The sequence below is a fragment of the Enterobacter cloacae complex sp. GF14B genome (assembly GCF_004136805.1).
GTDB lineage: Bacteria > Pseudomonadota > Gammaproteobacteria > Enterobacterales > Enterobacteriaceae > Enterobacter > Enterobacter hormaechei_C.
Genome location: NZ_QFRV01000012.1, coordinates 50,119 through 76,809 on the forward strand (window position 1 = coordinate 50,119; position 26,691 = coordinate 76,809).

Genomic DNA, 26,691 nt, shown 5'->3' on the forward strand with positions numbered 1-26,691 from the left:
AAAGCGCAATATGACAACGGCTGTCATAAACAGCCGTTGACGAATCAGTTTTTAATTTCCATCGTAATGGTGGCAGTCGCGGTAAACGTTCCTGGCTCAGGCCTGGCTCCCGTCGCGCTCGCCGGCGCAGCAGAAAAATTAAACTCACCCGTCTCCACACCCAGTCGAGAACGGGTTCCCATGTCCGTTTCCATGCGTCCGCCGTTAACATCCACTTCTTGATTAAACTCGTCGTAGACCTTAATACCCACATCCTGGTTTGTTGTCTCAATCATGGTTGAAAACGCGCCTGCCTGGGTGGCATGGAGTGAAACTTCAACATCTTGCCCTGAGCTCATCCCAGTGCATCTTACCGACGCCTTGATGGGTATTTTCTTATCGGAAAGGCCAGTGCCCGCTACAGATGAAAATGAAGACGCAGAGATTTTACCAAAATCCACTTCAATGATTTGACCGCCGTTAACTTCACACTCCTGCGGCGCGGTAATATCCCCTTGAATAAAAACATCAGCCAGTTTATTGCCATAGTCGGTGGCTAATACACTAGAAGTATTAGCATACAGCGAAGCGAGTAACGTCAACGGAATAGTAACGGTGCCGATAAACGGTTCTTTGACATAAAAATAAATGGTTGCGTCGGAACCGCTTGTAAAGGTGGTCGTATTAAGGGAATTAACGCAGTTGTAATAACCACTGGGGTTGTTAGGCCGGTCCTCAAAGGGAACGTTGATATAACCGCGCCCCATGATCATGATCGACAATCCAACATCTAAATACTCATCTAATACATAGTATTGCACTTTATTTCGGCTGACGCTTTTCTGCAAGGCGGGGTTATCTTTGGCTGTAAAGTAAACATAGTTATAATCGCGATTACAGTGGCATACCCCTTCATACTGACCACCGTTATCTACTTGTTTGCTAATTGTCTGGCCAGCTTTATTCTGTGAGGCGCTGAGCGTAGTGCCGGAAAACGAAAGTATGCTGTGGTGTGTACCGCCTTTAGCTTCGCAATATGTATCCGCAGACCATGCGTGCTGGCACACTGCGCAGATGCACAGCACGATGATTAATTTAACGATATTCAATTTGATACTCCGTTATTAGCGCATGTTACCGGCAGTTGTAACAGCCCATTGTCCTTTGGCGCTTCGAGATGATACTCAACCTGGCAGATGGATTGACCAGTAATATTAAAACGGCCAACTAAGGGCATTCCTGAAAGATAAAGCTCGCCGTTATCCCCCACAATCCCGGTTACCGTTCCCGTATCCAGATCGGCCGTCGCCATTGCGCCAAACGGCGCAGGTTTGCCGTTAGCCATAATGACGCTGAATAAAACGCGATAGCCGATGCGAGTTTTAAACGCTGCTTTCACTACCGCGCCGCGGGTAGGTACAAGATTAACAACGGTATTATCCAGTTCGACGTTAGCACGTGAAAAATAGTTGCTGTTAATCGCTATACGGTTTTCTTCGTAAGGATTAAGCTGCGTTTTGACGGTGTATCCACGCCAGTCCGTCGCTACCCCGGTCGTGTTTTCAACCGACAGGCCGCCCGCTCCTGGCGCTTCCACTAGCGCCACCGTTTCACCCAACTCCTGGGAAAAGGTCACGCCGTCGCGGTGAATCAGAATACCGCCACGCGCCCCGTAGTTTATACGCTGCGAATCCTGGCTATAGGCGTAGCTGCCATTTACCGATCCGTAGGTGCCGTCGTAGTTCAGGCTGGCATTGCTGCTATGGGTATTATTCGATGTATTCGTCCAGGACTCCTGCACGCTATACGCCAGATTGTGGCCTTCCAACAGAGTGCCGCCGATCCCGGCCTGCATGCTACTGTCGTTATGATTATTCTGGGTCATGGAGTAGTTAACGTAACTCCCTTCCAACCAGCCAGAGAGCGGCAAAGAAACCGTGAACATAAAAATATGTTCGCTATCGGTGTAGTCGTCGCTGTGGCTGCCGCTGGAATAGCGGTTGATCGAGTCGGTATAATTCCATGTCAGGTTCCATGATATCTGCCGCCAGTTATTGCTGTAACCAAGCTGAAGCAGACGCTCGACCTCATCGGTGTGCCAGTACTGCTGACGGCTCAGCGTCAGGTAGAAATTTCCCCGATCGGGCCCCAACGATTGGGTCCAGGTACCTTCCAGGCGACTACGCCGGTTTCCCATGTTCCAGAAATCAGAAACATCATTCTGGCGAGATGCCCACTCGGTTAGTGAATAAAAGCCTTCTGTAGAGTACCGGTATCCTACGAGACGAAAATTGGTATCTGTATCATCAAATCGTTTGGAATAGAGGAAACGGTATGATTGCCCTTTTTCCTCGTCGCCATTGTCAAAAGACGAGCGAGCCTGGGTTATATCTAGCGACATCGCACCCAGCGCACCCATATCCTTCCCCATCCCTATAGCTGCGGAGGCATAATCTTGCGCAACCTGCGTTCCACCGTAGAGCGTTAATCCCCACGGCATCCCGTGTAATACCTGCGCCTGTAACACATCGGGTGTAAAGCCGCTCTCAGCGCGCATTTCACCGACGCTGACATCAACGTCGGTCTGTCCTTCGCGTTTCAGTATTGCCAGAGAAGCGTAAGGCTGTGTAAAACGCTGCTCGCTGCCGTCTTCCTCTTTGATTGTTACGTCCAGATCGCCGCCACCGCTGGTGGTATTCAGATCGGTGATTTCAAACGCGCCCTGCGGTACCGCCGACTGATAGATCACATAGTTATTCTGGCGGATCGTCACGGTCGCGTTGCTTTTTGCGATACCGCGCACTATCGGCGCAAAGCCATTCTGACTGGACGGTAGCATGTCGTCATCGGTATAGAGTCTGACACCGCGGATCTGCGTACTGTCAAAGATGTCGCTTGCGGTCCAGGTATCGCCAACCATGATCTGGCTGCGTAGCGCGGCGATATCTCGCTGCACATAGCTGCTGATGGAGTGGTACTCAGCGCTGCCTGCTGTCGAATCCACTGTGCTGTAGTTGCGAAGCCGCCAGGACCCGAGATTAAGACCATTGCGCAAATTCAGGTAGTAGCTGTCATCCTCCTCAGAATCATAATTTGATCGAAGAGTATGCGAACCGGAAAAGTCATAGTTGGTCATCAAGGCGTTAATGCCTTCATCCCATCGCGAGGGACTAATATAATCATACGCCGCTGAATCAAGATAAATTTGTGGAATGGAGATGTTCAACACCAGCTTGTTGCCGTCGAATAGCCAGCGTGATCCCTCCACCAACGGAGCGGGGTTGACGCAGGCGGTGCTATCCACTCCACGCAGCGTTTTCAACGCCTCAACCTTTACGCCGTAAGATATAAGGACATCATTGATAGCGACGTAGCAAGGATGGAGTTCGTCCTCGGGAGCATCCTGCACAAACGTCACTTCCTTACGTTCAAAAAATTTGCCGTTAATGAATACATCAACTTTATAGCTGCCAGGGGGAAGCGCGTTGGAACGGTTAAATTGACGAATATCGACATCGACCGGATGATCGATTTCCAGAAGTTTCGGGTTAAACAGGCTGTCCTGTGCTAATGACTGAACAGGAATGCTCAGACATAACCCCGATATCATGGCAATGCAGTGACGTAAGCCAATCATTAAGACATCCCTATCAGAATATTAAAGCACCTGTTTTACTGGGTTGCTGACGGCGCCGTAATCATTAATAAAACGCCAAACAAGCGTATGGCCTGCACTTCCTGGTGGTAATGTCAGCGAGAGTTTTTCAAAGGGTTTGATCATATTGACTGGTATGTCTTTACCATCAACTGATACATCCATGATATTGATATGGATAGGATTATTATTCTGAACAATAAGTTGCCGACCTTGTTTTGACCATGCGACGTTCGCTACCGCCTTCTCAGGGATTAACGTAATAGCCGCCGGTCGCCAGAACAGTTTGATACGTGTCTTAATCGCAATTTCCAGCGAGCTGGTCTCTTTTTTACTGCTGGATGGCGGAATATTTTTTATGTTCAGCCAAAAAACGGATTCGCGATCGGTGGGCAACGTCCCGGCCATTTTAAGTACGCGTAAGACCTTTTCTTGCATTGGCTCAAGCCTGGAAACGGGTGGTATGACGGTAAAAGGCGGTTTATGTTTATCTTCTTTGTCAAAGGGGTCGACCCAGGTTTGTATCAGGTACGGCAGATCGCTCTCTTTGTTGTAAATCGATATGGTGGCATCAGGACTATCAGCCAAAAAAATGACGCGCGTGCCGCCGACAATGATGCCTGCACAGGCTATTGACGAGCTGAGACACATTGTCGCAGCCATGAATGTTTTAAATAAACGTGTAAAAGCAACCATACAGCCTCTCATTAGTTGACGCCCTTAAAATGTTTATTATTAGCAACGAGAATAAGGGCGTCTTTTAACTAATAAATGTAATTATTTCACATATTCAACGGTGAACTGAGAGTCAGCGTTAGCTGTACCTGGCGTTACGGTCGTAGAGGTTGCAATATAACGTGCAATGAATTTTAAATCGGCCTTAGTATCCACAATATCAGTTGTGGCAGAATCTTTGTATAACTCAACCTGAGAGTTGTCTGCGCGGTTATAGATACGAATCGCTACGCCCGTTGCAGTGACCGCGTCGCCTGTACCCGTAAAGTCGCCTGGCGTGCCTGTTTTTTCCGGGTTACCTATCGCCAGATCGCCATTGCCAGCTTCAGTACCGTCAAATCGAACCGATGCCTTGGTATAGGTTGGCGGGCATTTCTCCAGGCTGATAGTGAATTGCGTTGGTGCGGAGGTGCTGCCTACACCGTTGAATGCCGTTTTACTGACTTTACCTAAATCAACGTTTTGTTCTTTCGTAACGGTGGTAATTTCACAAGCGCTATCAATGATCTCACCACGGAAATGTACAGTACCATCAGATGCCAGAGCAGCACCAGATAATATGGATGAAGACAAGATTATTGCGCTGGCGATAGCATTTAGTTTCATGACAACCCCTATTAATTTTATATCGCTGATATTTTATTTATTAACCAAATAAAATGATTAAATTTGAAGCGGCGTAATATTACGATCCTAAAAACGCCTCTGACAAATAAGTTTTCCAGCTTGTAATATTTTATTTTAAGAAGGATGAATGAAATGTATCAGATTCAATCATGTTATAAATATCAGCCACAAACAATAAATGCGATATCTACTGGCAGGAGGATTATTTTAGGAATATATTAATATCTTAATAATAAACAATTATTATTTGATCGTTTTTGCAACAGCACAAGTCCAAAAAACGGAGAGCGAAAAAAATGTAACCACATGTTTTACATGAAACATTTTACGCCATAGGGTACACAAGAAAGTAAAAATGAGGCGTGTAAAGAAGTAGCAACCAATAAAAAGGCTGCCACGCAAATGGCAGCCTTTTTACAGGAAGTGATTACTCAACGGTAACCGATTTAGCCAGGTTACGTGGCTGGTCTACGTCGGTGCCTTTGATCAGCGCGACGTGATAAGCCAGCAGTTGCAGCGGTACGGTGTAGAAGATCGGCGCAATCACCTCTTCCACATGCGGCATCTCGATGATGTGCATGTTGTCGCTGCTGGCGAAACCGGCATCTTTATCCGCAAAGACGTACAGAACACCACCACGGGCGCGCACTTCTTCGATGTTAGATTTCAGTTTTTCCAGCAGTTCGTTGTTAGGTGCCACCACGATAACTGGCATATCCGCATCGATCAGCGCCAGCGGGCCATGCTTCAGCTCGCCTGCCGCATAGGCTTCAGCGTGAATATAAGAGATCTCTTTCAGCTTCAGCGCGCCTTCCAGCGCAATCGGATACTGATCGCCACGGCCCAGGAACAGGGCGTGATGTTTGTCAGAGAAATCTTCCGCCAGAGCTTCAATGCGTTTGTCCTGAGAGAGCATCTGCTCAATACGGCTCGGCAGCGCCTGCAGACCGTGAACGATGTCATGCTCAACAGAGGCATCTTCACCTTTCAGACGCGCCAGTTTCGCCACCAGCATCAGCAGAACCGTCAGCTGAGTGGTAAACGCCTTGGTGGAGGCCACGCCGATTTCGGTACCCGCTTTGGTCATCAGCGCCAGATCGGATTCACGCACCAGCGATGAGCCCGGCACGTTACAAATGGCCAGCGAGCCGAGGTAACCCAGTTCTTTAGACAGACGCAGCGCCGCCAGGGTATCGGCCGTTTCGCCAGACTGAGAAAGGGTGATCATCAGGCTGTTACGACGCACCGCAGATTTGCGATAGCGGAACTCAGAGGCGATTTCCACATCACACGGCACACCCGCCAGGGATTCAAACCAGTAGCGCGAGACCATACCGGAGTTGTAAGAGGTACCGCAGGCCACGATCTGAATGTGCTCGACTTTGCTCAGCAGTTCGTTGGCATTGGCGCCCAGCTCGCTCAGATCCACTTCACCATGGCTGATGCGACCAGTCAGGGTGTTTTTAATGGCGTTTGGCTGTTCGTAGATCTCTTTCTGCATGTAGTGACGGTAAGCGCCTTTGTCGCCCGCGTCGTATTGCAGGTTTGATTCGATCTCCTGACGCTTAACCTGCTCGCCTTTCGTGTCGAATACGGTCACGCTGCGACGTGTCACCTCGGCAATGTCTCCCTCTTCGAGGAAGATAAAGCGACGGGTAACCGGCAGCAGCGCCAGCTGGTCGGAAGCGATAAAGTTTTCACCCATGCCCAGACCAATCACCATCGGACTACCGGAACGCGCGGCCAGCAGCGTGGACGGGTCGCGGGAATCCATGATCACCGTACCGTAAGCACCACGTAGCTGAGGGATAGCGCGCAGCACCGCATCACGCAGTGTACCGCCCTTTGCCAGCTCCCAGTGCACCAGGTGAGCAATCACTTCGGTGTCGGTTTCAGAGACGAAGGTATAGCCGCGCGCTTTCAGTTCTTCACGCAGCGGTTCGTGGTTTTCGATAATGCCGTTATGCACGACCACGATGTGTTCAGACACATGCGGGTGTGCGTTGCCTTCAGATGGCTCACCGTGGGTCGCCCAGCGGGTATGCGCAATACCGGTGCCACCGTGCAGCGGATGTTCTTCCGCAGCCTGGGCCAGCATCTGTACTTTACCGAGACGGCGCAGACGGGTCATATGACCTTCTGCATCAACGACAGCCAGCCCGGCTGAGTCGTAACCACGGTATTCCAGACGACGTAAACCTTCGAGAAGGATTTCAGCAATATCACGCTGCGCAACTGCGCCAACAATTCCACACATAGTTATATTTCCTGATTATGGCGTTATGCCATGCGTTGTCGCTGACCTGTATTTGCCCTTTCCGGGCGCCCCGAGCCTTGTAGAGAGTGGGGTTATTTTTATGGGTACTGCTTGTGGGGGGAGGATTATGTTATCCCCTCACCCCGGCCCTCACCCCAAAGGGGCGAGGGAGAAAAACACCGCACCGAACAATCCCCTCTCCCCTGTGGGGAGAGGGTTAGGGTGAGGGGTATAAATCCGTTACTTCTGCTTCACCGGGCGTTTCCAGCCCTGCTTGCTGACCTGCGGAACGCGGCTTAACACTAGCTCGTTCTCGGCCACATCGCGCGTAACGGTTGTCCCGGCGGCAATGGTCACGCCTTTGCCCACGGTAACAGGCGCCACCAGCTGGGTATCGGAGCCTACAAACACGTCATCACCAATGATGGTTTTAAACTTATTGGCGCCGTCATAGTTACAGGTAATCGTCCCTGCACCAATGTTTACGTTGTCGCCAATTTCCGCATCGCCCAGATAGGTCAGATGACCCGCTTTAGAGCCCTTACCCAGACGCGCTTTTTTCATTTCCACGAAGTTACCTACGTGAGCACCTTCCAGCAGCTCAGCGCCCGGGCGCAGACGCGCAAATGGGCCAATCGTACAGGCCGCCTCAAGATGGGCATCTTCCACCACGCTGTACGGGCTGATTTCGCAGTCGTCACCGATCGCGCTGTTTTTAATCACACAGCCGGTGCCGATTTTGACGCGGTTGCCCAGCGTGACGTTACCTTCCAGGATAACGTTAGTATCTATTTCAACGTCGCGCCCGTGGGTCAGCGTGCCACGCAGATCGAAACGCGCCGGATCGCGCAGCATAACGCCCGCGAGCAACAGCTTTTCTGCCTGCTCGGACTGGTAAATACGCTCAAGACGGGAAAGCTGGAGACGGTTGTTTACCCCGTCCGTTTCGCTGATACGCGCCGGATGAACGGCAGCAATCTCACGCCCTTCCTGGTAAGCCATCGCAATGATGTCGGTGATGTAGTATTCACCCTGCGCGTTGTTATTGTTGAGTCTGGACAGCCAGCGCTTCATATCCGCACCGTTCGCAATCAGGATGCCGGTGTTGATCTCCTGAATCTGGCGCTGTTCGTCAGTGGCATCTTTATGCTCAACAATCCCCGTCACGTTGCCGTTTTCACGCGTAATGCGGCCATAGCCGGTTGGATCGTCCAGCACGACGGTCAACAAACCGATGCCACCCTGCGGTTTGGCTTCACGCAGCCGAGTAAGGGTTTCAACGGAGATCAGCGGGACGTCGCCGTAGAGCATCAGGATATCTTCATCATCAGCGAAGAAGGGTGCAGCCTGCTGCATTGCATGACCCGTACCCAGCTGTTCTGCCTGAAGCACCCAGTTGAGATTGTCGTCACGCAGCGTTTTTTTCAGCAGATTGCCGCCATGTCCATAAACCAGATGCACCTGGCTGGCGCCTAATTCATTCGCTGCATCAATAACATGCTGAACCATTGGCTTTCCTGCCAGCGTGTGGAGCACCTTAGGCAGATCGGAATACATGCGGGTACCTTTGCCTGCGGCAAGGATCACCACGCTCATCGCACTGTTTAACATACGCATCCTGACGGTAGTTTGTGTGAGAAGTAAAAACGTTTGATGCTTAAAATTCTACATCTTTTTCATCATGAATTAAGGCCGAAAAAAAAAAGCCAGCCTGGGATCCAGACTGGCTTTTGTGCTTTTCAAGCCGGTGTTACATCGCTTTTTTGGTCAACTCGATAACGCGCAGTTTCGCGATCGCTTTGGCCAGCTCCGCAGACGCCTGAGCGTAATCCACGTCACCATGAGAGCTGTTAATGTGCTCTTCAGCCTTACGCTTCGATTCCAGGGCTCGCGCTTCGTCGAGATCCTGGCCACGAATAGCGGTATCGGCCAGAACGGTCACACTGCCTGGCTGCACTTCAAGAATGCCGCCGGACAGATAGATAAACTCTTCATGACCGAACTGTTTAACGATGCGGATCATACCAGGCTTAATGGCGGTGAGCAGCGGTGCGTGACCCGGGAAAATACCCAGTTCACCTTCACTACCCGTTACCTGGATTTTCTCGACCAGACCAGAGAACATTTGTTGCTCTGCGCTGACGACGTCCAGGTGGTAAGTCATTGCCATATCACCCTCCGATTAAGGCGTTAAAGTTTTTTGGCTTTTTCCACGGCTTCTTCGATGGAACCAACCATGTAGAACGCCTGCTCTGGCAGGTGATCGTATTCGCCTTCCATGATGCCTTTAAAGCCACGGATGGTGTCTTTCAGGGAAACGTATTTACCTGGAGAACCGGTGAATACTTCCGCAACGAAGAACGGCTGAGACAGGAAGCGCTGGATCTTACGCGCACGTGCTACCACCAGTTTGTCTTCTTCAGACAGTTCATCCATACCCAGGATGGCGATGATGTCTTTCAGTTCCTGATAACGTTGCAGCAGGGACTGTACGCCACGCGCGGTGTCGTAGTGCTCCTGGCCAACAACCAGTGGATCCAGCTGACGGCTGGTGGAGTCCAGCGGGTCAACGGCCGGGTAGATACCCAGAGACGCGATCTGACGGCTCAGTACCACGGTTGCATCTAAGTGAGCAAAGGTGGTGGCTGGAGATGGGTCAGTCAAGTCATCCGCAGGTACGTATACCGCCTGAACGGAGGTGATAGAACCAGTTTTGGTAGAGGTGATACGTTCCTGAAGAACACCCATCTCTTCCGCAAGCGTAGGCTGATAACCTACCGCTGAAGGCATACGACCCAGCAGTGCAGATACTTCAGTACCGGCCAGGGTGTAACGGTAGATGTTATCAACGAACAGCAGAACGTCACGGCCTTCGTCACGGAACTTCTCAGCCATCGTCAGGCCAGTCAGCGCAACGCGCAGACGGTTTCCTGGTGGCTCGTTCATCTGGCCGTAAACCAGGGATACTTTATCCAGAACGTTGGAGTCGGTCATTTCGTGGTAGAAGTCGTTACCCTCACGAGTACGTTCACCTACGCCCGCAAACACGGAGTAACCGGAGTGCTCGATCGCGATGTTACGGATCAGCTCCATCATGTTTACGGTTTTACCTACACCCGCACCACCGAACAGACCGACTTTACCGCCCTTCGCGAACGGACACATCAGGTCGATAACTTTGATGCCGGTTTCCAGCAGTTCCTGAGAGCTGGACAGCTCTTCGTAGGAAGGTGCCGCGCGGTGGATAGCCCAACGCTCTTCTTCACCGATGTCGCCTTTCATGTCGATTGGTTGACCCAATACGTTCATGATACGACCCAGTGTTGCTTTACCTACCGGGACTTCGATCGGGTGCTCAAGGTCTTTTACTTCCAGACCACGACGCAGACCGTCGGAAGAACCCATGGCGATGGTACGCACGATACCGCCGCCGAGCTGCTGCTGAACTTCCAGCACCAGGCTCTCGTTACCATTCTGTACCTCAAGCGCGTCGTACACGCGTGGTACGGCGTCCTGAGGGAACTCGACGTCCACCACGGCGCCGATTACCTGGACAATCTTTCCAGTAGCCATCTTGAATCCTCTACGTAATTCGTAAACCTGGTTAAACCGCGGCGGCCCCCGAGACGATCTCGGTGAGTTCCTGAGTAATGCTGGCCTGACGAGCTTTGTTGTAAACCAACTGCAGCTCTTTAATCAGGCTGCCGCCATTATCGGTCGCGGCTTTCATCGCCACCATTCGTGCGGCCTGCTCGCTGGCCAGGTTTTCTACAACGCCCTGATAAACCTGAGATTCAACGTAACGACGCAGCAGGGTATCCAGCAGCGGTTTCGGATCGGGTTCATACAGGTAATCCCAGGCTTTCTGTTTCAGCTCGTCATCTTCTGATGCCGGTAACGGCAGCATCTGAGTGAGCGTAGGCACCTGAGACATGGTGTTAATAAATTTGTTGCTGACAACGTACAGTCTGTCCAGACGGCCTTCATCGTAGGCCTGCAACATCACTTTAACCGGGCCGATCAGTTCGGACAGGGACGGGTTATCACCCATACCGGTCACCTGAGCGACAATGTTGCCACCAACGGAGTTAAAGAAAGAGACGCCTTTAGAGCCAATCAGTGCCAGATCGCACTGAACGCCTTTATCGGACCAGCCTTTCATATCCGCCAGCAGTTTTTTGAACAGGTTAATGTTCAAGCCGCCACACAGACCACGGTCAGTCGACACCACCAGGTAGCCCACGCGCTTAACGTCGCGTTCTTCCAGGTAAGGGTGCTTATATTCCAGATTACCGTTTGCAAGGTGACCAATCACTTTGCGCATGGTCTCTGCATAAGGACGGCTGGCCGCCATGCGATCCTGCGATTTACGCATTTTGGAAGCGGCGACCATCTCCATCGCTTTAGTGATCTTTTGCGTGTTCTGGACGCTTGCGATCTTACTACGTATCTCTTTTGCGCCGGCCATGAGCTTCTCCTCAATGCCAGACGGCTTGTCCTGAGACAAGCCGCCGGACGATTACCAGGATTGGGTTGCTTTGAAGGAATCGAGGATAGCTTTCAGCTTGCCTTCGATTTCGTCGTTATAGCCACCGGTCTGGTTGATCTCTTGCATCAGCGGAGCGTGATCACGGTCGACGTAAGCCAGCAGAGCGGCTTCGAAGCTACCGATTTTCGCCAGTTCCACATCTTCGAGGTAACCGCGTTCAGCCGCGAACAGTACCAGGCCCTGCTGAGCAACAGACATTGGCGCGTACTGTTTCTGCTTCAGCAGCTCGGTCACTTTCTGACCGTGGCTCAGCTGTTTACGGGTTGCTTCGTCCAGATCGGATGCGAACTGAGAGAACGCAGCCAGTTCACGATACTGTGCCAGCGCGGTACGGATACCACCGGACAGTTTCTTGATGATCTTGGTCTGAGCAGCACCACCCACACGGGATACGGAGATACCCGGGTTAACCGCCGGACGAATACCGGAGTTAAACAGGTTGGTTTCCAGGAAGATCTGACCATCGGTAATGGAGATTACGTTGGTCGGAACGAACGCAGAAACGTCACCCGCCTGGGTTTCAATGATCGGCAGCGCGGTCAGAGAACCCGTTTTACCCTTCACTTCACCTTTGGTGAAGTTCTCGACGTATTCCGCGTTAACGCGGGAAGCACGCTCCAGCAGACGAGAGTGGAGGTAGAATACGTCGCCCGGGAATGCTTCACGTCCTGGTGGACGACGGAGCAGCAGGGAAACCTGACGATAAGCAACAGCCTGTTTAGACAGGTCATCGTATACGATCAGCGCATCTTCACCGCGGTCACGGAAGTATTCGCCCATTGCGCAACCGGCGTATGGTGCCAGGTATTGCAGTGCAGCAGATTCAGACGCGGTTGCTACCACAACGATGGTGTTAGACAGTGCGCCGTGCTCTTCCAGTTTACGAACCACGTTGGAAATGGTGGACGCTTTCTGGCCGATAGCCACGTACACACATTTGATGCCGGAGTCACGCTGGTTGATGATGGCGTCGATTGCCATCGCGGTTTTACCGGTCTGACGGTCACCGATGATCAGTTCACGCTGACCACGACCGATTGGGATCATGGCATCAACGGACTTATAACCCGTCTGTACTGGCTGATCAACTGACTGACGGTCGATAACGCCTGGTGCGATAACTTCGATTGGGGAGAAGCCATCGTGCTCAACCGGACCTTTACCGTCGATTGGCGCACCCAGGGTGTTAACAACACGACCCAGCAGGCCACGGCCAACCGGCACTTCCAGAATACGGCCAGTACACTTAACCTTCATGCCTTCGGCGAGGTCAGCGTATGGACCCATCACAACGGCACCTACGGAGTCGCGCTCCAGGTTCAGTGCGATAGCGTAACGGTTACCCGGCAGGGAAATCATCTCACCCTGCATACAATCGGCCAGGCCGTGGATGCGGATAACACCGTCACTTACAGAAACAATAGTACCTTCGTTGTGAGCTTCACTCACAACATTGAACTGAGCAATGCGCTGCTTGATCAGTTCGCTGATTTCGGTGGAATTCAGTTGCATGCTCCAGTCCCCTTAAGACTGCAAGACGTCTGCAAGGCGCTCAAGACGGCCGCGTACGCTGCCATCAATGACCATATCACCCGAGCGGATGATTACGCCTGCCATTACAGACTTATCGATTTTGCAATTCAGCTTAACTTTGCGTGACAGACGTTTTTCCATCGCGGCGGTGATTTTCGCAAGCTGTTCGTCACTCAGTTCAGTCGCGGAAGTTACTTCAACTTCAGCGGTAGCTTCACTAAGGGCACGTAAGTGCTCAAACTGCTCGAGAACATCCGGGAGCACACGGAGACGACCATTTTCTGCCATCACCTTAATCAGGTTCTGGCCGTTGGCATCCAGTTGCTCTCCGCACACGGCGATAAACGACGCGGCGAGAGTTTCAGGTGCTAACGCACCGGAAAGCAACTCGGCCATTTGTTCGTTTTTCGTCACCTCAGCGGCAAACGCCAGCATATTCTGCCAGCGATCGACATTTTGGTGTTCGACAGCAAAGTCAAAAGCTGCTTTGGCGTAGGGGCGAGCTACCGTAACAAATTCAGACATCAGCCCCTCCCTCCTTACAGTTCAGCGACAAGTTTGTCCACGATGTCGCTGTTAGCAGCTTCATCCACGGAACGTTCGATGATCTTCTCGGCGCCAGCAACAGCCAGAATCGCAACCTGCTTACGCAGTTCTTCACGAGCACGTTTACGCTCAGCTTCAATTTCAGCCTGAGCCTGTGTCACGATCTTAGTACGTTCCTGTTCTGCTTCAGCTTTGGCTTCGTCCAGGATCTGAGAACGGCGTTTGTTAGCCTGTTCAATGATTACCTGAGCTTCAGCTTTCGCTTTTTTCAGCTGGTCTGTCGCGTTGGCCTGTGCAAGGTCCAAATCTTTCTTAGCGCGTTCTGCGGAAGCCAGACCGTCAGCAATTTCTTTCTGACGTTTTTCGATGGCAGCCATTAAAGGCGGCCATACATACTTCATGCAGAACCAGACAAAGAGAATAAACGCGATGGCCTGGCCGAGGATTGTTGCGTTCATGTTCACAGCACAATACCTCTTAAATTTCTGTGGCTTGGGGTTTTAAAACAACTACTACGCGACAGCAAACATCACGTACAGACCCAGACCTACAGCGATCATTGGGATTGCATCCACCAGACCCATAACGATAAAGAACTGAGTACGCAGCAGAGGAATCAGATCAGGTTGACGCGCTGCGCCTTCCAGGAATTTGCCCCCGAGGATGCCGATACCGATCGCAGCACCGATAGCCGCCAGACCCATCATCACAGCGGCAGCCATGTACAGCAGATCCATATTCAGGTTTTCCATGACAGTCTCCAGTTTGTTTCAATTAAAACGTAGTAGTGTTGGTAAAAAATCAGTGCTCTTCAGACGCCATCGACAGATAGACGATCGTCAGAACCATGAAGATAAAGGCTTGCAGCGTAATGATCAGGATGTGGAAAATGGCCCATGGCACATTCAGAATCCACTGTGACCACCACGGCAGAAGACCCGCGATCAGAATGAAAATCAGCTCACCCGCATACATGTTGCCGAACAGTCGCAGACCCAGTGAAACAGGTTTGGACAGCAGGCTCACGCCTTCCAGGATCAGGTTGACCGGAATAAACGCCCAGTGGTTGAACGGCTGCAAGGTAAGCTCTTTCACAAAGCCGCTTACGCCTTTCATTTTGATGCTGTAGAACAGAATGAGGATAAATACGCCCAGCGCCATCGACAGGGTGATGTTCACGTCGGCAGACGGAACCACGCGCAGTGCAGGCAGGCCGAGTACGTGCTCACCGATCCAAGGTAAGAAATCGATAGGCAGGAGGTCCATCAGGTTCATCAGGAAGACCCAAACGAACACGGTCAGGGCCAGCGGAGCAATCAGTTTGCTCTTACCATGGTACATGTCTTTCACGCTGCCATGGACGAAGCCGATGATCATCTCGATGAACGTCTGGAATTTCCCTGGAACACCGCTGGTCGCCTTTTTAGCAACGCTACGGAACATGGCCAGGAACAGAAGACCCAAAACCACCGAGAAGAACATGGAGTCGATGTTGATCGTCCAGAAGGTGGCCGGGGGGTTATGTGGATCCACCAGCGAGAATGTACGCAGGTCCAGCTGAAGGTTATTCAGATGGTGACCTATGTAATCCTGCGGCGTCATATTTTCTGAAGCCATGATGCCTTTTACCCTTTGTTATTGATTACAGCTGGAGCCAGAACTTGTACCACCAGCACCAAAACCCACGTTGCTATCAGCGGCATGAATACCACTTTCAAAACCGCCAGCGCCATCACCAGTAGAGCAAAGGTCAGCAACACCTTACACACTTCGCCGAGAGCGAAGGACCAGGCCACGCGGCCTTTGGCAGGTGTATGCGCCTGATGACGCCAGGCAAAAATCATAAACAACACGTTTGGCAGAACCACCGCCAAACCTCCGCACGCGGCGGAGATGCCCCAGAAGGGGTCTTTGAGGCTAAACAGCAGTCCACTTGCTATCACAGCCAGAAACTGAATGAACAGAAGCTTACGAGCAACGTTTCTACTCAAGAGCGACACAGACATCACGTTTTTACTCCTGCTCCCTTCGAGGTATGCCGCGTGTCGTATAAAACGTCCTTTAAGGCTCAGAGTCAAGCATCAAAAAGCGGTCAAATTATACGGTGCGTACCCGTGATTTCAAACATTAAGTAGCGAAAAGGTGAATAAATGTTTAAATATTTTTCCCCAGTCCTATTTTTCAACTTTTGACCCAAGCGTTGACCTTCAGGCAAAACTGCAAACAGCGCGGAAACGTTGGTGATAAAGCGTGCACGAGATCACAAAATACACATTTGCGATAAAATGGTATTTATCAAAGACGTAAAACGATTAATTTCATCTGCATGAAATTAAAGCAAAAAAACCGCAACTATTTTTAAAACAGAGCCGTATACAACAAAAACCTTTTATTGACATTCTTAATAAATATTTAACATTCCATTCTTGTTGCTTTTACCCACTTTTAGCAGACTGATAATTTCATGGTTGACTATCCTCTGAGTGAACGAATCACGTCAGGTTAACCATAAGAAAATCCATGGTAACAACAAGGTTAAATTAACGACGACCAAATCAGACTGGATGTGCTGCTTTTTAACACGATCAGAACAGCACAAATTCCACATTTTTTATTAATTTTTTAAAAAGTGTTTGGCTTAATTATCACCAGATGACGCTCACCTTCGAGCTGAGGGATCTGGAGTTTCTCAATGGATTCGACAACAAAACCGTCCGGAAGCTGCTCGATTTCGTCCCCCGGAAGTTGCCCTTTCAGCGCATAAAAACGCCCCTTCTCCGCTGGCAGGTGTTTGCACCAGCTCACCATGTCATTGAGTGAGGCAAACGCGCGGCTGATAACACCGTCAAACGGTGGCTCTGCCGGGAACTCCTCTACCCTGCTCTGTACGGGCGTAATGTTTTCCAGCTTCAGCTCATGCTGAACCTGGCGTAAAAAGCGTACGCGCTTGCCCAGGCTGTCCAGCAGCGTGAAATGACTCTCCGGTCGAACAATAGACAACGGAACGCCCGGCAAGCCCGGACCGGTGCCCACATCGATAAAACGTTCACCGTTCAGATACGGCGCCACGACGATGCTATCGAGAATATGGCGAATCAGCATCTCGTTGGGATCGCGTACGGAGGTGAGGTTGTACGCTTTATTCCATTTGTTCAGCATATCGACATAGGCCACCAGCTGATTTTTCTGGTGATCGGTGAGCGAAATACCTGCCTGTTCCAGCAGACGAGAGAGTTTATTGAGCACGGTGGATACCTGTTGAGAAACTTAAGTGGCGGGTGGCGCTTCGCTAACCCGCCCTACGGGTTCAGTAGGCCCGGTAAGCGCAGCGCCACCGGGCTATTTACAGAGCATTACGCGCTACGGCGCAGCATGCCCTGCTTTTTCAGCCACACCAGCAGAATCGAAATCGCGGCAGGTGTGACGCCAGAGATACGTGAGGCCTGGCCAATCGACACAGGTTTGTGATCGTTCAGCTTAGCGATCACTTCGTTGGAAAGGCCCGTCACCTGACGGTAGTCCAGCATTTCCGGCAGCAGCGTGTTTTCGTTGCGCTGCTGTTTTTCGATCTCATCCTGCTGACGCGCGATGTAGCCTTCGTACTTCACCTGAATTTCGACCTGCTCGGCAGCTTCAGCGTCTTCAAGGCCCGGTGCGAACGCCGTCAGTTTGACCAGATTCTCGTAGGTGACTTCAGGACGGCGCAGCAGATCTTCCCCACTGGCTTCGCGCGACAGCGGTGCTGTTAAGTGAGCATTCACTTCAGCAGCAGTTTCCGCCTGCGGATTCACCCAGGTGGTTTTCAGGCGCTGACGTTCCTGTTCAATGCGCTCCAGCTTCTCGTTGAAGCGCGCCCAGCGCTCGTCATCCACCAGACCCAGCTCGCGGCCCACCTCGGTCAGACGCAGATCGGCATTGTCTTCGCGCAGCATCAGGCGATATTCCGCACGAGAAGTAAACATGCGGTACGGTTCTTTGGTCCCCAGCGTGCAGAGATCGTCGACCAGAACGCCCAGGTAAGCCTGAGAACGCGCCGGTGCCCAGCCCTCTTTCTCGGCAGAGAAGCGAGCGGCGTTCAGACCGGCCAGCAGCCCTTGCGCGGCAGCTTCTTCGTACCCGGTGGTGCCGTTAATCTGGCCTGCGAAGAACAGACCCTGAATGAATTTGCTTTCCAGCGTCGGCTTCAGGTCACGCGGATCGAAGAAATCGTACTCAATAGCGTAGCCAGGACGAACGATCTTCGCGTTTTCCATGCCCTGCATTGAACGCACAATCTGCATCTGCACGTCGAACGGCAGGCTGGTGGAGATGCCGTTCGGGTAAATTTCGTTAGAGGTCAGCCCTTCCGGTTCGAGGAAGATCTGGTGCTGATTACGATCGGCAAAGCGCATCACTTTGTCTTCGATCGACGGGCAATAACGCGGGCCAATCCCTTCGATCACACCAGCATACATTGGGCTGCGATCGAGATTATTGCGGATCACGTCATGGGTTTTTTCATTGGTGTGCGTGATGTAGCACGGCACCTGCTGCGGATGTTGCGCCGCATTGCCCATGAACGAGAACACCGGCATCGGGTTATCGCCGTGCTGCTGTGCCAGCACGCTGAAATCAATGGTGCGCGCATCAATACGCGGCGGCGTGCCGGTTTTCAGGCGGCTTACGCGCAGCGGCAGCTCACGCAGACGACGAGATAACGGAATTGACGGCGGATCGCCAGCACGACCACCGCTGTAATTGTCCAGACCAATATGGATTTTACCGTCGAGGAATGTCCCGACCGTCAGCACCACCGCTTTTGCGCGGAATTTGAGACCCATTTGGGTCACGGCACCAACAACACGATCGTTCTCCACGATAAGATCTTCTACCGCCTGCTGGAAGATCATCAGGTTCGGTTGGTTTTCCAGCGCGGTGCGCACAGCCTGACGGTAAAGCACACGGTCTGCCTGTGCACGGGTGGCGCGAACAGCCGGACCTTTACTCGCGTTTAGTATCCTAAACTGGATGCCTGCATGATCGATCGCTTTCGCCATCAGGCCGCCAAGTGCATCCACTTCTTTTACCAGGTGTCCTTTCCCAATGCCGCCAATCGCCGGATTACAGGACATTTGTCCCAGCGTGTCGATATTGTGTGTCAAAAGCAGGGTCTGCTGACCCATTCGCGCTGCGGCCATTGCGGCCTCAGTGCCTGCGTGACCCCCGCCAATGATGATGACGTCAAAAGGATCCTGATAAAACATGGTGGTCTGCCTCGCGTAAAGCGGTATGAAAATGGATTGAAGCCCGGGCCGTGGATTCTACTCAACTTTAGTCTTTCGAGAAAGCATTGGGATCCTGGGCTATTAAAAAGAAGATCTTTTTATTTAGAGATCTGTTCTATTGTGATCTCTTATTAGGATCGCAGACCTTTGTGGATAAGTCCGATCCCATAAATAAGATCATGCAGTTAGGAAGGATCGTTTGCTGTGAATGATCGGTGATCCTGGACCGTATAAGCTGGGATCAGATCGCCACTTTATACACAGGTCAAAAACTAAACCAACGTTGTTATTTGGATAACTACGGCTTAATACGAGCTTTTAACCAGAGTTATCCACATCTGTTCGCACGATCTTTAATCGTTTTTGAGTAAATTTTTCCATTCCGCGAGCCAGATCTCGGCTGGATCTTCGGGAATATCATGATCGAGGATGTTGATCTTCAGCGTTTCACCCAGCTGTTTTGCTCCGCAGGCGGTCACCGCAGCTTCTACTTTCTCTATGGCGCCACAGAAAGTGTCATATTCACGGCTACCTATCCCCACAGCGCCAAACCGGACGTTTGACAGATCGGGCTGTTGTTCCAGCAGTTCGTCATATAAAGGTTGCAGGTTATCTGGCAGATCGCCCGCGCCGTGCGTGGAGGTGATCAGCAGCCAGACCCCGTCAGTCGGGAGATCTTCCAGCAGCGGTCCGTGCAGCGTTTGTGTAGAAAAGCCCGCGTCTTCCAGCTTCTCAGCCAGATGTTCCGCTACATATTCCGCACCGCCCAGGGTGCTGCCGCTGATAAGAGTAATGTCCGCCATTGATCGCTCGCTCAGATAAAGAGGCGGCCATTGTACGCTGTGAACGAGCTGGGATCTACCTGTGGAAAATGTGGGAATGAAATTGCCCGATCACGGGCGGATAGTACGCATGATCGGGTTTTGCAGGGAGATCAGGGTTTCAGTGGACTGAATTTCATCGATTGTTTGGATCTTGTTGATAAGTACCTGCTGGAGGGCGTCAATGGATCGGCACATGACCTTTATAAAGATGCTGTAGTGCCCGGTGGTGTAGTACGCCTCGGTGACTTCATCCAGCGCGTTCAGTTTCTCCAGCGCGGAGGGGTAATCTTTGGCGCTTTTCAGAATAATGCCAATGAAGCAGCAGACGTCGTAGCCGAGTTGCTTCGGGCTGACATCAATGCGTGCGCCGGTGATAATCCCGGCCTGCTTCATTTTCTCTACGCGAACGTGAATGGTCCCCGGGCTGACGCCAAATTGTTTAGCCAGTTCGGCATACGCGGTGCGTGCGTTGGCCATGAGCGCTTCCAGAATGCCGCGGTCCAGATTGTCGATCTGATAATTTTCCATAGGTTTTTCTTATGAAGATTAATGATTCCTTCTATTCTAGCGTCTTATTTTAACGAATCAAAAGTGAAGGAGGCTTTTTGTTGATGAGTTATTGAATTAAGCGCCTGTTCTGTTGCTTAATCAGTATCAACAGGACGCAGGAGTATAAATAATGAAAACCGCTTACATCGCAAAACAACGCCAGATCAGTTTCGTTAAATCCCATTTTTCCCGCCAGCTGGAAGAGAAGCTTGGCCTTATTGAAGTTCAGGCGCCGATTCTGAGCCGCGTGGGTGACGGGACGCAGGATAACTTGTCTGGTTGCGAAAAAGCGGTACAGGTAAAAGTGAAAACACTGCCAGACGCCCAGTTCGAAGTGGTTCATTCCCTGGCGAAGTGGAAGCGTCAAACCCTGGGACAACACGACTTCAGCGCGGGCGAAGGGCTTTACACGCACATGAAAGCCCTTCGCCCCGATGAAGACCGTCTCTCCCCAATTCACTCTGTCTACGTTGACCAGTGGGACTGGGAGCGCGTAATGGGTGACGGCGAGCGCCACGTTGGCACGCTGAAGTCTACCGTTGAGGCGATCTACGCCGGGATCAAAGCGACCGAAGCGGCCGTAAGCAAAGAGTTTGGTCTGGCACCGTTCCTGCCGGAAACGATCCACTTTGTTCACAGTCAGGAATTGCTGAGCCGTTTCCCGGATCTGGATGCCAAAGGCCGTGAACGCGCGATTGCCAAAGAGCTTGGCGCGGTATTCCTGATCGGCATTGGCGGAAAATTGTCTGATGGTAAACGTCACGACGTCCGTGCGCCGGATTACGATGACTGGAGCACAGTGGGCGAAAGCGAATATGCTGGTCTGAACGGCGATATTCTGGTCTGGAACCCGGTTCTGGAAGATGCGTTTGAACTCTCTTCAATGGGGATCCGCGTGGATGCTGAAGCACTGAAGCGTCAGCTGGCCGTGACCGGTGATGAGGATCGTCTGCAACTGGAATGGCACCAGGCGCTGCTGCGCGGTGAAATGCCGCAGACCATCGGCGGTGGTATTGGCCAGTCTCGTCTGACCATGCTGCTGTTGCAACTGTCCCATATCGGTCAGGTGCAGTGTGGGGTCTGGCCGCAGCAGGTACGTGAGAGCGTCGGTTCTCTTCTTTAATTAACGTCGCCAGCGTCTGAGCAGGCGGCTACGCAACCCGGTATCAAAGCGCCAGATATGATCGAAGATGCGCATGATGCCGGGTTTTCCATGTGCAGACATCGCCACGGCATGGAAACGGTGCTGGTGCACGCGCTGCATCTCCTTCACTTTATTCACGACCTCGTCCGGCAGCCGCTGGGCAATAAAATCGGAAATCACCACCGCATCCGCGTCGTACCAGTCACCGCCCTGCATGCGCTCAATGATACTGCGAAAACAGCTGGCCAGATCGGTGCCGCCGCGAAAGCGCTGGCTTAAAAAGCGGATCGCCTGCTCCAGCCCCTGCGGGCTGGTCAGTTCATACCCCACCACTTCGCTGGAAAAGAGCATGATGTAGCAGCGACGACGATCGGCGAGCGCCACGCGCATCAGGGCCAGGCAGAACGCTTTTGCGCACTGTTCATTAAAGCCCCCCATCGATCCGGACGTATCGACGCAAACAATGAATGGGCCGCGCGGTTGCTCATCAAAATCCTGGTGCACCACCGGACGCTGGCTGATCTTCTCGCGCCAGGCTTCGCCATGCAGTCGATAGGTAATGAGCTGTTTTTCCACCAGCCGACGATAAAACTCATACTCCAGTTCGGTCATTCCCAGCGTGCTGAGTTCCGTTGGCAGCAGGCGCAGGATGTCATCGCTTTGCTGTAGCCCGTCCACCTGCTCCGGTACGGTGGAGGGTTCGCGTACCAGCGTTCGGAAGGTCTCCATCGGCGCATCTTTCTTTGGGACCGACCGGGCCTCCCGGGAGCGGCCGAGCTGTTCTGCGAGCTTCATCAGCTCCGGCTGTTGCGCCAGAAAGTCGCCGTACTTCACGATCAGCTGATAATCGCCCCGCTTTAACTGGCCGGCACTCATATCCCAGAGTCGACCAGCGGCGTTTTCATTCTCCACCAGCACCTGTTCTAACTGGCCGCTCAGGGTCATTCGCTCCTGGACCTCACTGAGCAACTGTTCGCGCTCTTCGTCCAGCAACTGCTGATTGAGGGCCGTGGCCTGGACCACAAGGCTCAGTCGCCAGCGCTGTAAAAACAGCGTATGCAGGGCGGAAGTGAAGCTGGGGTTGTCCGTGACCAGCGCTCTGGCCTGGCTGGCAAACGGGGAGTGAACGTTATCAAGCAGCGTCAGAGTTTGCTGTAGCTGGGCAATAAACTGCGGCGTTGAAAGCCGCTGGCACTGCTGGTAACCAGCCACTTCCTCTGTCAGTTCCGGTGGGACTTCCGTCTCCTTAAACCGCTGGCGCAGGTTATCGCGCCAGCGGGGAAGATCGTCCGTCATTGCTTTTCGGAGCTTCGGGAATTTTTCAAAGAAGGCCGCCAGCTGCGGTGAAGCGAGCAGGGTAATGACGACCTCTTCGATCAACCCTTCCTCGCTAACCGCCAGCATGACGTTAAGCGTGTCCAGCGTTAGCATTGACGCGCCTGTTTAATCTGCGCGCTGACATCCTGCAAGCTGGCTTCAATGCGACCTAACCAGTCGCTATGGATAAAGAGGCATTTCTGCTGCTCGCTGAAGCGGGTGTGCTGCTGATGCCATTCGTTATCCAGCGCGTCGAGCTGCTGTTTGATCTCCTCCGGCACAGTGTCGGAGGCCGTGCCCGGCAGCGCCAGGCGCGATCCCTGAAGGCTGACGTCGCGGATCACAAGGTGCTGGCTGCTGTCGACTTCCATCGACAACGGCTGTGCAAAGCCGATACCGTTGAGTTTACCGCGGATCTCACCGCCCTTATCCAGCCACTGAACCAGCGCAACGCGTTCGATAGTCACATGCACAACCTGCATATCATGAAGCTTCAGCGGCTGCTGAAGAAGAAGCGTGAGCGAGGCGTCAGTCAGCCCGGCTGGCAGTTCGTAGTGCGGTTTACGGGCAAACATCCCGCCAAGACGGTTCACCTTCAGCGCGGTTTTGTCACTTTGCTGCTGCTGGAGCTGAAGGCGACGTTGAGCAATCGCCCCCAGTTGATTAAGCATGGATTGCTGACCCCACGCGTGTCCGGTCATCAAAACGTCCAGCTGCTGCTGCATCAGATTCATCCCTTCTGCGTCATGCCACAGGCAGTCTTTCAGCAGGATCAGATCGATGGGAGCGACAGCATCGCGGCCGCTAAACAGCGCGCTTGCCTGGAGCAGACGAATGGCTTTTTTCCAGCGACGATCGGAGACGTACGGCGCGGAGGGCAGTAAATCAAGCTGCTGGCGCAGCATGAAGATCAGCTCAAAAACGGGATCGGGCAGTTTTATCTTGCCGATCTCCTCCTGCCACTGGTGGTATTCCTCGTCCGTGACCTGCAATGACGCTGCCACCGGGTTTTCGTTTTCATCCTGCTGGCTTACCAGCATAGAACGGAAGTTTGATTTATCCTGGACTTTATCCAGCCACAGGCGGATCAGCATACGGTCATACAGCGCTTCCAGGCTGCTGTCGGCTTCGGGCAATTCGTTTGACGCGGCCACCAGCAGGCGCATGGGGATCTTCTCTTCGCTGGCGCCGTTGCGGAATCGGCGTTCGTTAATTGCCGTCAGCAGGGTATTCAGAATGGCCGGGCCGGCTTTCCAGATCTCATCAAGAAAGACGATTTCCGCTTCCGGGAGATAGCCCGCCGTCAGACGTTCATAGCGTCCCTCATCTTTTAGCGCCTGAATGGAGAGTGGGCCGAAAACTTCTTCCGGCGTGGAGAAGCGCGTCATCAAATACTCGAATGCGCGCGCGTTCTGGAAAGCGAATTTGAGGCGGCGTGCGATCAGACTTTTGGCAATGCCCGGCGGCCCCAGCAGAAACACGCTTTCCCCGCTCAGCGCCGCCAGTAAACAGAGACGAATGGCGTGGCTACGCTCGTAAAGGCCTTTTTCCAGCGCACTGCTAAGGCGGGAAATTCTTTCTGCTAATAAATGTGAGTGAGCCATAATAGTTTTGCATCCTTTCGCCGTCGTGGCGGCTAATTGAAGCGAGTATAGACGTTTCGGTCTGGCCTGGTAATAGGCTGAAGTGCGGCGCTATTTTCTTTGCGCTACATTAATGTGGCTGCATTTAGGGGTACGATTTTGCATTGAATCGTGCATACTGTGCGCTTTTTGTGGGCCAAGGGACTAAGCACACATTTGTTATTCAAACGAAAAGACTAGTCTATGAGCACTGATAATAAGCAATCATTACCCGCAGTAACGCTTGCGGCGATCGGGGTTGTCTACGGTGATATCGGCACCAGCCCGCTTTATACGCTTCGTGAATGTCTGTCCGGTCAGTTTGGTTTTGGTGTAGAGCGTGACGCCGTATTTGGTTTCCTCTCGCTCATCTTCTGGCTGCTGATCCTGGTGGTCTCCCTTAAGTATCTCTCTTTCGTTATGCGGGCTGATAACGCGGGCGAGGGCGGTATTCTGACCCTGATGTCCCTTGCCGGGCGCAATACGTCTGCAAGAATGACCTCCGTGCTGGTCATCATTGGCCTGATTGGCGGCAGCTTCTTCTATGGAGAAGTCGTGATTACGCCGGCGATTTCGGTAATGTCGGCCATAGAGGGGCTGGAGATTGTCGCGCCACAGCTTGATACGTGGGTGGTGCCACTCGCTATTATCGTGCTGACGTTACTGTTTGCTATACAAAAACACGGTACCGGGCTGGTGGGTAAGCTGTTCGCGCCTATTATGCTGGCCTGGTTCCTGATCCTGGCGGCGCTGGGCTTACGCAGTATTATCGCCAACCCGGATGTCCTGCACGCGCTGAACCCATTGTGGGCGGTGCATTTCTTCCTGGAATATAAAGTGGTGTCGTTTGTGGCGCTGGGCGCGGTGGTACTTTCCATTACCGGTGTTGAAGCGCTGTATGCGGATATGGGCCACTTCGGGAAACTCCCTATTCGCGTCGCATGGTTTAGCGTGGTCTTGCCTTCACTGGTGCTGAATTACTTCGGTCAGGGCGCGCTGCTGCTTGCACACCCTGAAGCGATTAAAAACCCGTTCTTCCTGCTGGCGCCGGACTGGGCGCTGGTTCCGATGCTGATCCTGGCGACGCTGGCGACGGTCATTGCCTCTCAGGCTGTCATTTCCGGCGTATTCTCCCTGACGCGTCAGGCCGTGCGGTTGGGTTATCTCTCCCCAATGCGCATTATCCATACCTCAGAGATGGAGTCTGGCCAGATCTACATTCCGTTCGTCAACTGGCTGCTCTACTTCGCGGTGGTGATTGTCATCGTCAGCTTTGAGCACTCCAGTAATCTGGCGGCGGCGTACGGTATCGCGGTAACCGGAACGATGGTGTTGACCTCTATTCTCTCCACCACCGTGGCGTACCGTAACTGGCACTGGAATAAGTTCCTCGTGGGGCTGATCCTGGTTGGCTTCCTCTGTATCGACGTGCCGCTGTTCTCTGCGAATCTCGACAAGATTGTCTCCGGTGGCTGGCTGCCGCTGACGCTGGGTCTGGTGATGTTTATTGTGATGACGACGTGGAAGAGCGAACGTTTCCGCCTGCTGCGTCGTATGCATGAGCACGGTAACTCTCTGGAGGCCATGATCGCCTCGCTGGAGAAATCCCCACCGGTGCGCGTGCCGGGCACGGCGGTGTATATGTCTCGCGCGCTGAACGTAATCCCGTTTGCGCTGATGCATAACCTCAAGCACAACAAAGTGCTGCACGAGCGCGTGATCCTGCTGACGCTGCGTACTGAAGATGCGCCGTACGTTCACAACGTGCGTCGCGTACAGATTGAACAGCTGTCGCCAACCTTCTGGCGCGTGGTGGCAAGCTACGGCTGGCGCGAAACGCCGAACGTGGAAGAGGTGTTCCACCGCTGCGGTCTGGAAGGCCTGAGTTGCCGCATGATGGAGACGTCGTTCTTTATGTCCCACGAGTCGCTGATCATCGGCAAGCGCCCATGGTATCTGCGCCTGCGCGGCAAGCTGTATCTCATTCTGCAACGTAACGCCCTGCGTGCGCCTGACCAGTTTGAGATCCCGCCTAATCGCGTGATTGAGCTGGGCACGCAGGTCGAGATTTAAGACTCCGTGCGGGCTGA

The 26,691-nt window shown here is 52.6% G+C and carries 23 protein-coding genes; 2 read left to right on the top strand and 21 right to left on the bottom strand.

Features of this window, described 5'->3' with window-relative positions:
- Nucleotides 1-44: 44 nt before the first annotated feature.
- The 19 genes from DD606_RS06625 to asnC form a co-directional block, all read right to left on the bottom strand.
- A complete protein-coding gene (locus DD606_RS06625) occupies nt 45-1,088 on the bottom strand; it encodes a fimbrial protein (protein ID WP_023315074.1) in 1,044 nt (347 codons plus the stop codon).
- The gene (locus DD606_RS06630; RefSeq protein ID WP_032608135.1) at nt 1,085-3,616 is read right to left on the bottom strand and encodes a fimbria/pilus outer membrane usher protein; all 2,532 of its coding nucleotides are present in this window, start codon (nt 3,614-3,616) and stop codon (nt 1,085-1,087) included. Before DD606_RS06630 ends, DD606_RS06625 begins: the two co-directional genes overlap by 4 nt.
- 21 nt (nt 3,617-3,637) lie before the next feature.
- Complete coding sequence (locus DD606_RS06635) at nt 3,638-4,330, bottom strand: fimbrial chaperone (protein WP_044596304.1); 693 nt, start codon at nt 4,328-4,330, stop codon at nt 3,638-3,640.
- Between the two features lie 81 nt (nt 4,331-4,411).
- Nucleotides 4,412-4,975: a chaperone-usher fimbrial major subunit gene (locus tag DD606_RS06640; RefSeq protein ID WP_023315071.1), complete on the bottom strand. Its 564-nt coding sequence runs from the start codon at nt 4,973-4,975 to the stop codon at nt 4,412-4,414.
- Nucleotides 4,976-5,423: 448 nt separating this feature from the next.
- A complete protein-coding gene (gene glmS, locus DD606_RS06645) occupies nt 5,424-7,253 on the bottom strand; it encodes a glutamine--fructose-6-phosphate transaminase (isomerizing) (protein WP_048209822.1) in 1,830 nt (609 codons plus the stop codon).
- Between the two features lie 240 nt (nt 7,254-7,493).
- Nucleotides 7,494-8,864 carry a bifunctional UDP-N-acetylglucosamine diphosphorylase/glucosamine-1-phosphate N-acetyltransferase GlmU gene (gene glmU, locus DD606_RS06650; protein WP_022652099.1) on the bottom strand — a complete coding sequence of 457 codons (1,371 nt, stop codon included), beginning with the start codon at nt 8,862-8,864 and terminating at the stop codon, nt 7,494-7,496.
- Nucleotides 8,865-9,003: 139 nt separating this feature from the next.
- Nucleotides 9,004-9,423, bottom strand: a complete 420-nt coding sequence (locus tag DD606_RS06655; protein ID WP_003862360.1) for a F0F1 ATP synthase subunit epsilon — start codon at nt 9,421-9,423, stop codon at nt 9,004-9,006.
- Nucleotides 9,424-9,443: 20 nt separating this feature from the next.
- Complete coding sequence (atpD, locus tag DD606_RS06660; RefSeq protein ID WP_003862362.1) at nt 9,444-10,826, bottom strand: F0F1 ATP synthase subunit beta; 1,383 nt, start codon at nt 10,824-10,826, stop codon at nt 9,444-9,446.
- A gap of 31 nt (nt 10,827-10,857) precedes the next feature.
- Nucleotides 10,858-11,721: a F0F1 ATP synthase subunit gamma gene (atpG, locus tag DD606_RS06665; RefSeq protein ID WP_003862364.1), complete on the bottom strand. Its 864-nt coding sequence runs from the start codon at nt 11,719-11,721 to the stop codon at nt 10,858-10,860.
- Nucleotides 11,722-11,772: 51 nt separating this feature from the next.
- On the bottom strand, nt 11,773-13,314 hold the full coding sequence (gene atpA, locus DD606_RS06670; protein ID WP_003862367.1) for a F0F1 ATP synthase subunit alpha: 1,542 nt from the start codon (nt 13,312-13,314) through the stop codon (nt 11,773-11,775).
- A gap of 12 nt (nt 13,315-13,326) precedes the next feature.
- A complete protein-coding gene (gene atpH, locus DD606_RS06675; RefSeq protein WP_003862369.1) occupies nt 13,327-13,860 on the bottom strand; it encodes a F0F1 ATP synthase subunit delta in 534 nt (177 codons plus the stop codon).
- Nucleotides 13,861-13,874: 14 nt separating this feature from the next.
- The gene (gene atpF, locus DD606_RS06680) at nt 13,875-14,345 is read right to left on the bottom strand and encodes a F0F1 ATP synthase subunit B (RefSeq protein ID WP_003862370.1); all 471 of its coding nucleotides are present in this window, start codon (nt 14,343-14,345) and stop codon (nt 13,875-13,877) included.
- Between the two features lie 48 nt (nt 14,346-14,393).
- Nucleotides 14,394-14,633 carry a F0F1 ATP synthase subunit C gene (gene atpE / locus DD606_RS06685; protein ID WP_000429386.1) on the bottom strand — a complete coding sequence of 80 codons (240 nt, stop codon included), beginning with the start codon at nt 14,631-14,633 and terminating at the stop codon, nt 14,394-14,396.
- A 49-nt stretch (nt 14,634-14,682) separates the two neighbouring features.
- Nucleotides 14,683-15,498, bottom strand: a complete 816-nt coding sequence (gene atpB / locus DD606_RS06690; protein WP_003862373.1) for a F0F1 ATP synthase subunit A — start codon at nt 15,496-15,498, stop codon at nt 14,683-14,685.
- Between the two features lie 8 nt (nt 15,499-15,506).
- Entirely contained in the window at nt 15,507-15,887 is a 381-nt protein-coding gene (atpI, locus tag DD606_RS06695) for a F0F1 ATP synthase subunit I (protein ID WP_003862375.1), read from the bottom strand.
- Between the two features lie 616 nt (nt 15,888-16,503).
- Nucleotides 16,504-17,127 (bottom strand): 16S rRNA (guanine(527)-N(7))-methyltransferase RsmG, encoded by a 624-nt coding sequence (gene rsmG / locus DD606_RS06700; protein WP_003862377.1) that lies wholly within the window; start codon nt 17,125-17,127, stop codon nt 16,504-16,506.
- Nucleotides 17,128-17,234: 107 nt separating this feature from the next.
- On the bottom strand, nt 17,235-19,124 hold the full coding sequence (gene mnmG / locus DD606_RS06705) for a tRNA uridine-5-carboxymethylaminomethyl(34) synthesis enzyme MnmG (protein ID WP_003862379.1): 1,890 nt from the start codon (nt 19,122-19,124) through the stop codon (nt 17,235-17,237).
- Nucleotides 19,125-19,498: 374 nt separating this feature from the next.
- Nucleotides 19,499-19,948: an FMN-binding protein MioC gene (gene mioC, locus DD606_RS06715; RefSeq protein ID WP_003862381.1), complete on the bottom strand. Its 450-nt coding sequence runs from the start codon at nt 19,946-19,948 to the stop codon at nt 19,499-19,501.
- Nucleotides 19,949-20,038: 90 nt separating this feature from the next.
- Nucleotides 20,039-20,497 carry a transcriptional regulator AsnC gene (gene asnC, locus DD606_RS06720; RefSeq protein WP_003862383.1) on the bottom strand — a complete coding sequence of 153 codons (459 nt, stop codon included), beginning with the start codon at nt 20,495-20,497 and terminating at the stop codon, nt 20,039-20,041.
- Nucleotides 20,498-20,648: 151 nt separating this feature from the next.
- Between asnC and asnA the strand changes: the two genes are divergently transcribed.
- Nucleotides 20,649-21,641: an aspartate--ammonia ligase gene (gene asnA, locus DD606_RS06725; RefSeq protein WP_003862385.1), complete on the top strand. Its 993-nt coding sequence runs from the start codon at nt 20,649-20,651 to the stop codon at nt 21,639-21,641.
- Here the strand turns inward: asnA and viaA are convergent, their stop codons facing one another.
- Both viaA and ravA read right to left on the bottom strand, forming a co-directional pair.
- Complete coding sequence (gene viaA, locus DD606_RS06730) at nt 21,642-23,093, bottom strand: ATPase RavA stimulator ViaA (protein WP_032660852.1); 1,452 nt, start codon at nt 23,091-23,093, stop codon at nt 21,642-21,644.
- Complete coding sequence (ravA, locus tag DD606_RS06735; protein WP_003862389.1) at nt 23,087-24,583, bottom strand: ATPase RavA; 1,497 nt, start codon at nt 24,581-24,583, stop codon at nt 23,087-23,089. Before ravA ends, viaA begins: the two co-directional genes overlap by 7 nt.
- Nucleotides 24,584-24,805: 222 nt before the next feature.
- Here ravA and kup point away from each other — a divergent pair, with 222 nt between their 5' ends.
- Complete coding sequence (gene kup / locus DD606_RS06740) at nt 24,806-26,674, top strand: low affinity potassium transporter Kup (protein ID WP_003862390.1); 1,869 nt, start codon at nt 24,806-24,808, stop codon at nt 26,672-26,674.
- Nucleotides 26,675-26,691 lie beyond the last annotated feature (17 nt).

What these genes read in the sequence shown, in the direction of transcription:
- DD606_RS06635 (WP_044596304.1), bottom strand. Translation starts at nt 4,330, where the DNA reads ATGGTTGCTTTTACACGTTTATTTAAAACATTCATGGCTGCGACAATG.
- glmS (WP_048209822.1), bottom strand. Translation starts at nt 7,253, where the DNA reads ATGTGTGGAATTGTTGGCGCAGTTGCGCAGCGTGATATTGCTGAAATC.
- atpI (WP_003862375.1), bottom strand. Translation starts at nt 15,887, where the DNA reads ATGTCTGTGTCGCTCTTGAGTAGAAACGTTGCTCGTAAGCTTCTGTTC.
- ravA (WP_003862389.1), bottom strand. Translation starts at nt 24,583, where the DNA reads ATGGCTCACTCACATTTATTAGCAGAAAGAATTTCCCGCCTTAGCAGT.
- mnmG (WP_003862379.1), bottom strand. Translation starts at nt 19,124, where the DNA reads ATGTTTTATCAGGATCCTTTTGACGTCATCATCATTGGCGGGGGTCAC.
- atpD (WP_003862362.1), bottom strand. Translation starts at nt 10,826, where the DNA reads ATGGCTACTGGAAAGATTGTCCAGGTAATCGGCGCCGTGGTGGACGTC.
- atpE (WP_000429386.1), bottom strand. Translation starts at nt 14,633, where the DNA reads ATGGAAAACCTGAATATGGATCTGCTGTACATGGCTGCCGCTGTGATG.
- DD606_RS06630 (WP_032608135.1), bottom strand. Translation starts at nt 3,616, where the DNA reads ATGATTGGCTTACGTCACTGCATTGCCATGATATCGGGGTTATGTCTG.
- DD606_RS06655 (WP_003862360.1), bottom strand. Translation starts at nt 9,423, where the DNA reads ATGGCAATGACTTACCACCTGGACGTCGTCAGCGCAGAGCAACAAATG.
- mioC (WP_003862381.1), bottom strand. Translation starts at nt 19,948, where the DNA reads ATGGCGGACATTACTCTTATCAGCGGCAGCACCCTGGGCGGTGCGGAA.
- glmU (WP_022652099.1), bottom strand. Translation starts at nt 8,864, where the DNA reads ATGTTAAACAGTGCGATGAGCGTGGTGATCCTTGCCGCAGGCAAAGGT.
- atpB (WP_003862373.1), bottom strand. Translation starts at nt 15,498, where the DNA reads ATGGCTTCAGAAAATATGACGCCGCAGGATTACATAGGTCACCATCTG.
- atpG (WP_003862364.1), bottom strand. Translation starts at nt 11,721, where the DNA reads ATGGCCGGCGCAAAAGAGATACGTAGTAAGATCGCAAGCGTCCAGAAC.
- DD606_RS06640 (WP_023315071.1), bottom strand. Translation starts at nt 4,975, where the DNA reads ATGAAACTAAATGCTATCGCCAGCGCAATAATCTTGTCTTCATCCATA.
- atpA (WP_003862367.1), bottom strand. Translation starts at nt 13,314, where the DNA reads ATGCAACTGAATTCCACCGAAATCAGCGAACTGATCAAGCAGCGCATT.
- asnA (WP_003862385.1), top strand. Translation starts at nt 20,649, where the DNA reads ATGAAAACCGCTTACATCGCAAAACAACGCCAGATCAGTTTCGTTAAA.
- viaA (WP_032660852.1), bottom strand. Translation starts at nt 23,093, where the DNA reads ATGCTAACGCTGGACACGCTTAACGTCATGCTGGCGGTTAGCGAGGAA.
- atpH (WP_003862369.1), bottom strand. Translation starts at nt 13,860, where the DNA reads ATGTCTGAATTTGTTACGGTAGCTCGCCCCTACGCCAAAGCAGCTTTT.
- asnC (WP_003862383.1), bottom strand. Translation starts at nt 20,497, where the DNA reads ATGGAAAATTATCAGATCGACAATCTGGACCGCGGCATTCTGGAAGCG.
- kup (WP_003862390.1), top strand. Translation starts at nt 24,806, where the DNA reads ATGAGCACTGATAATAAGCAATCATTACCCGCAGTAACGCTTGCGGCG.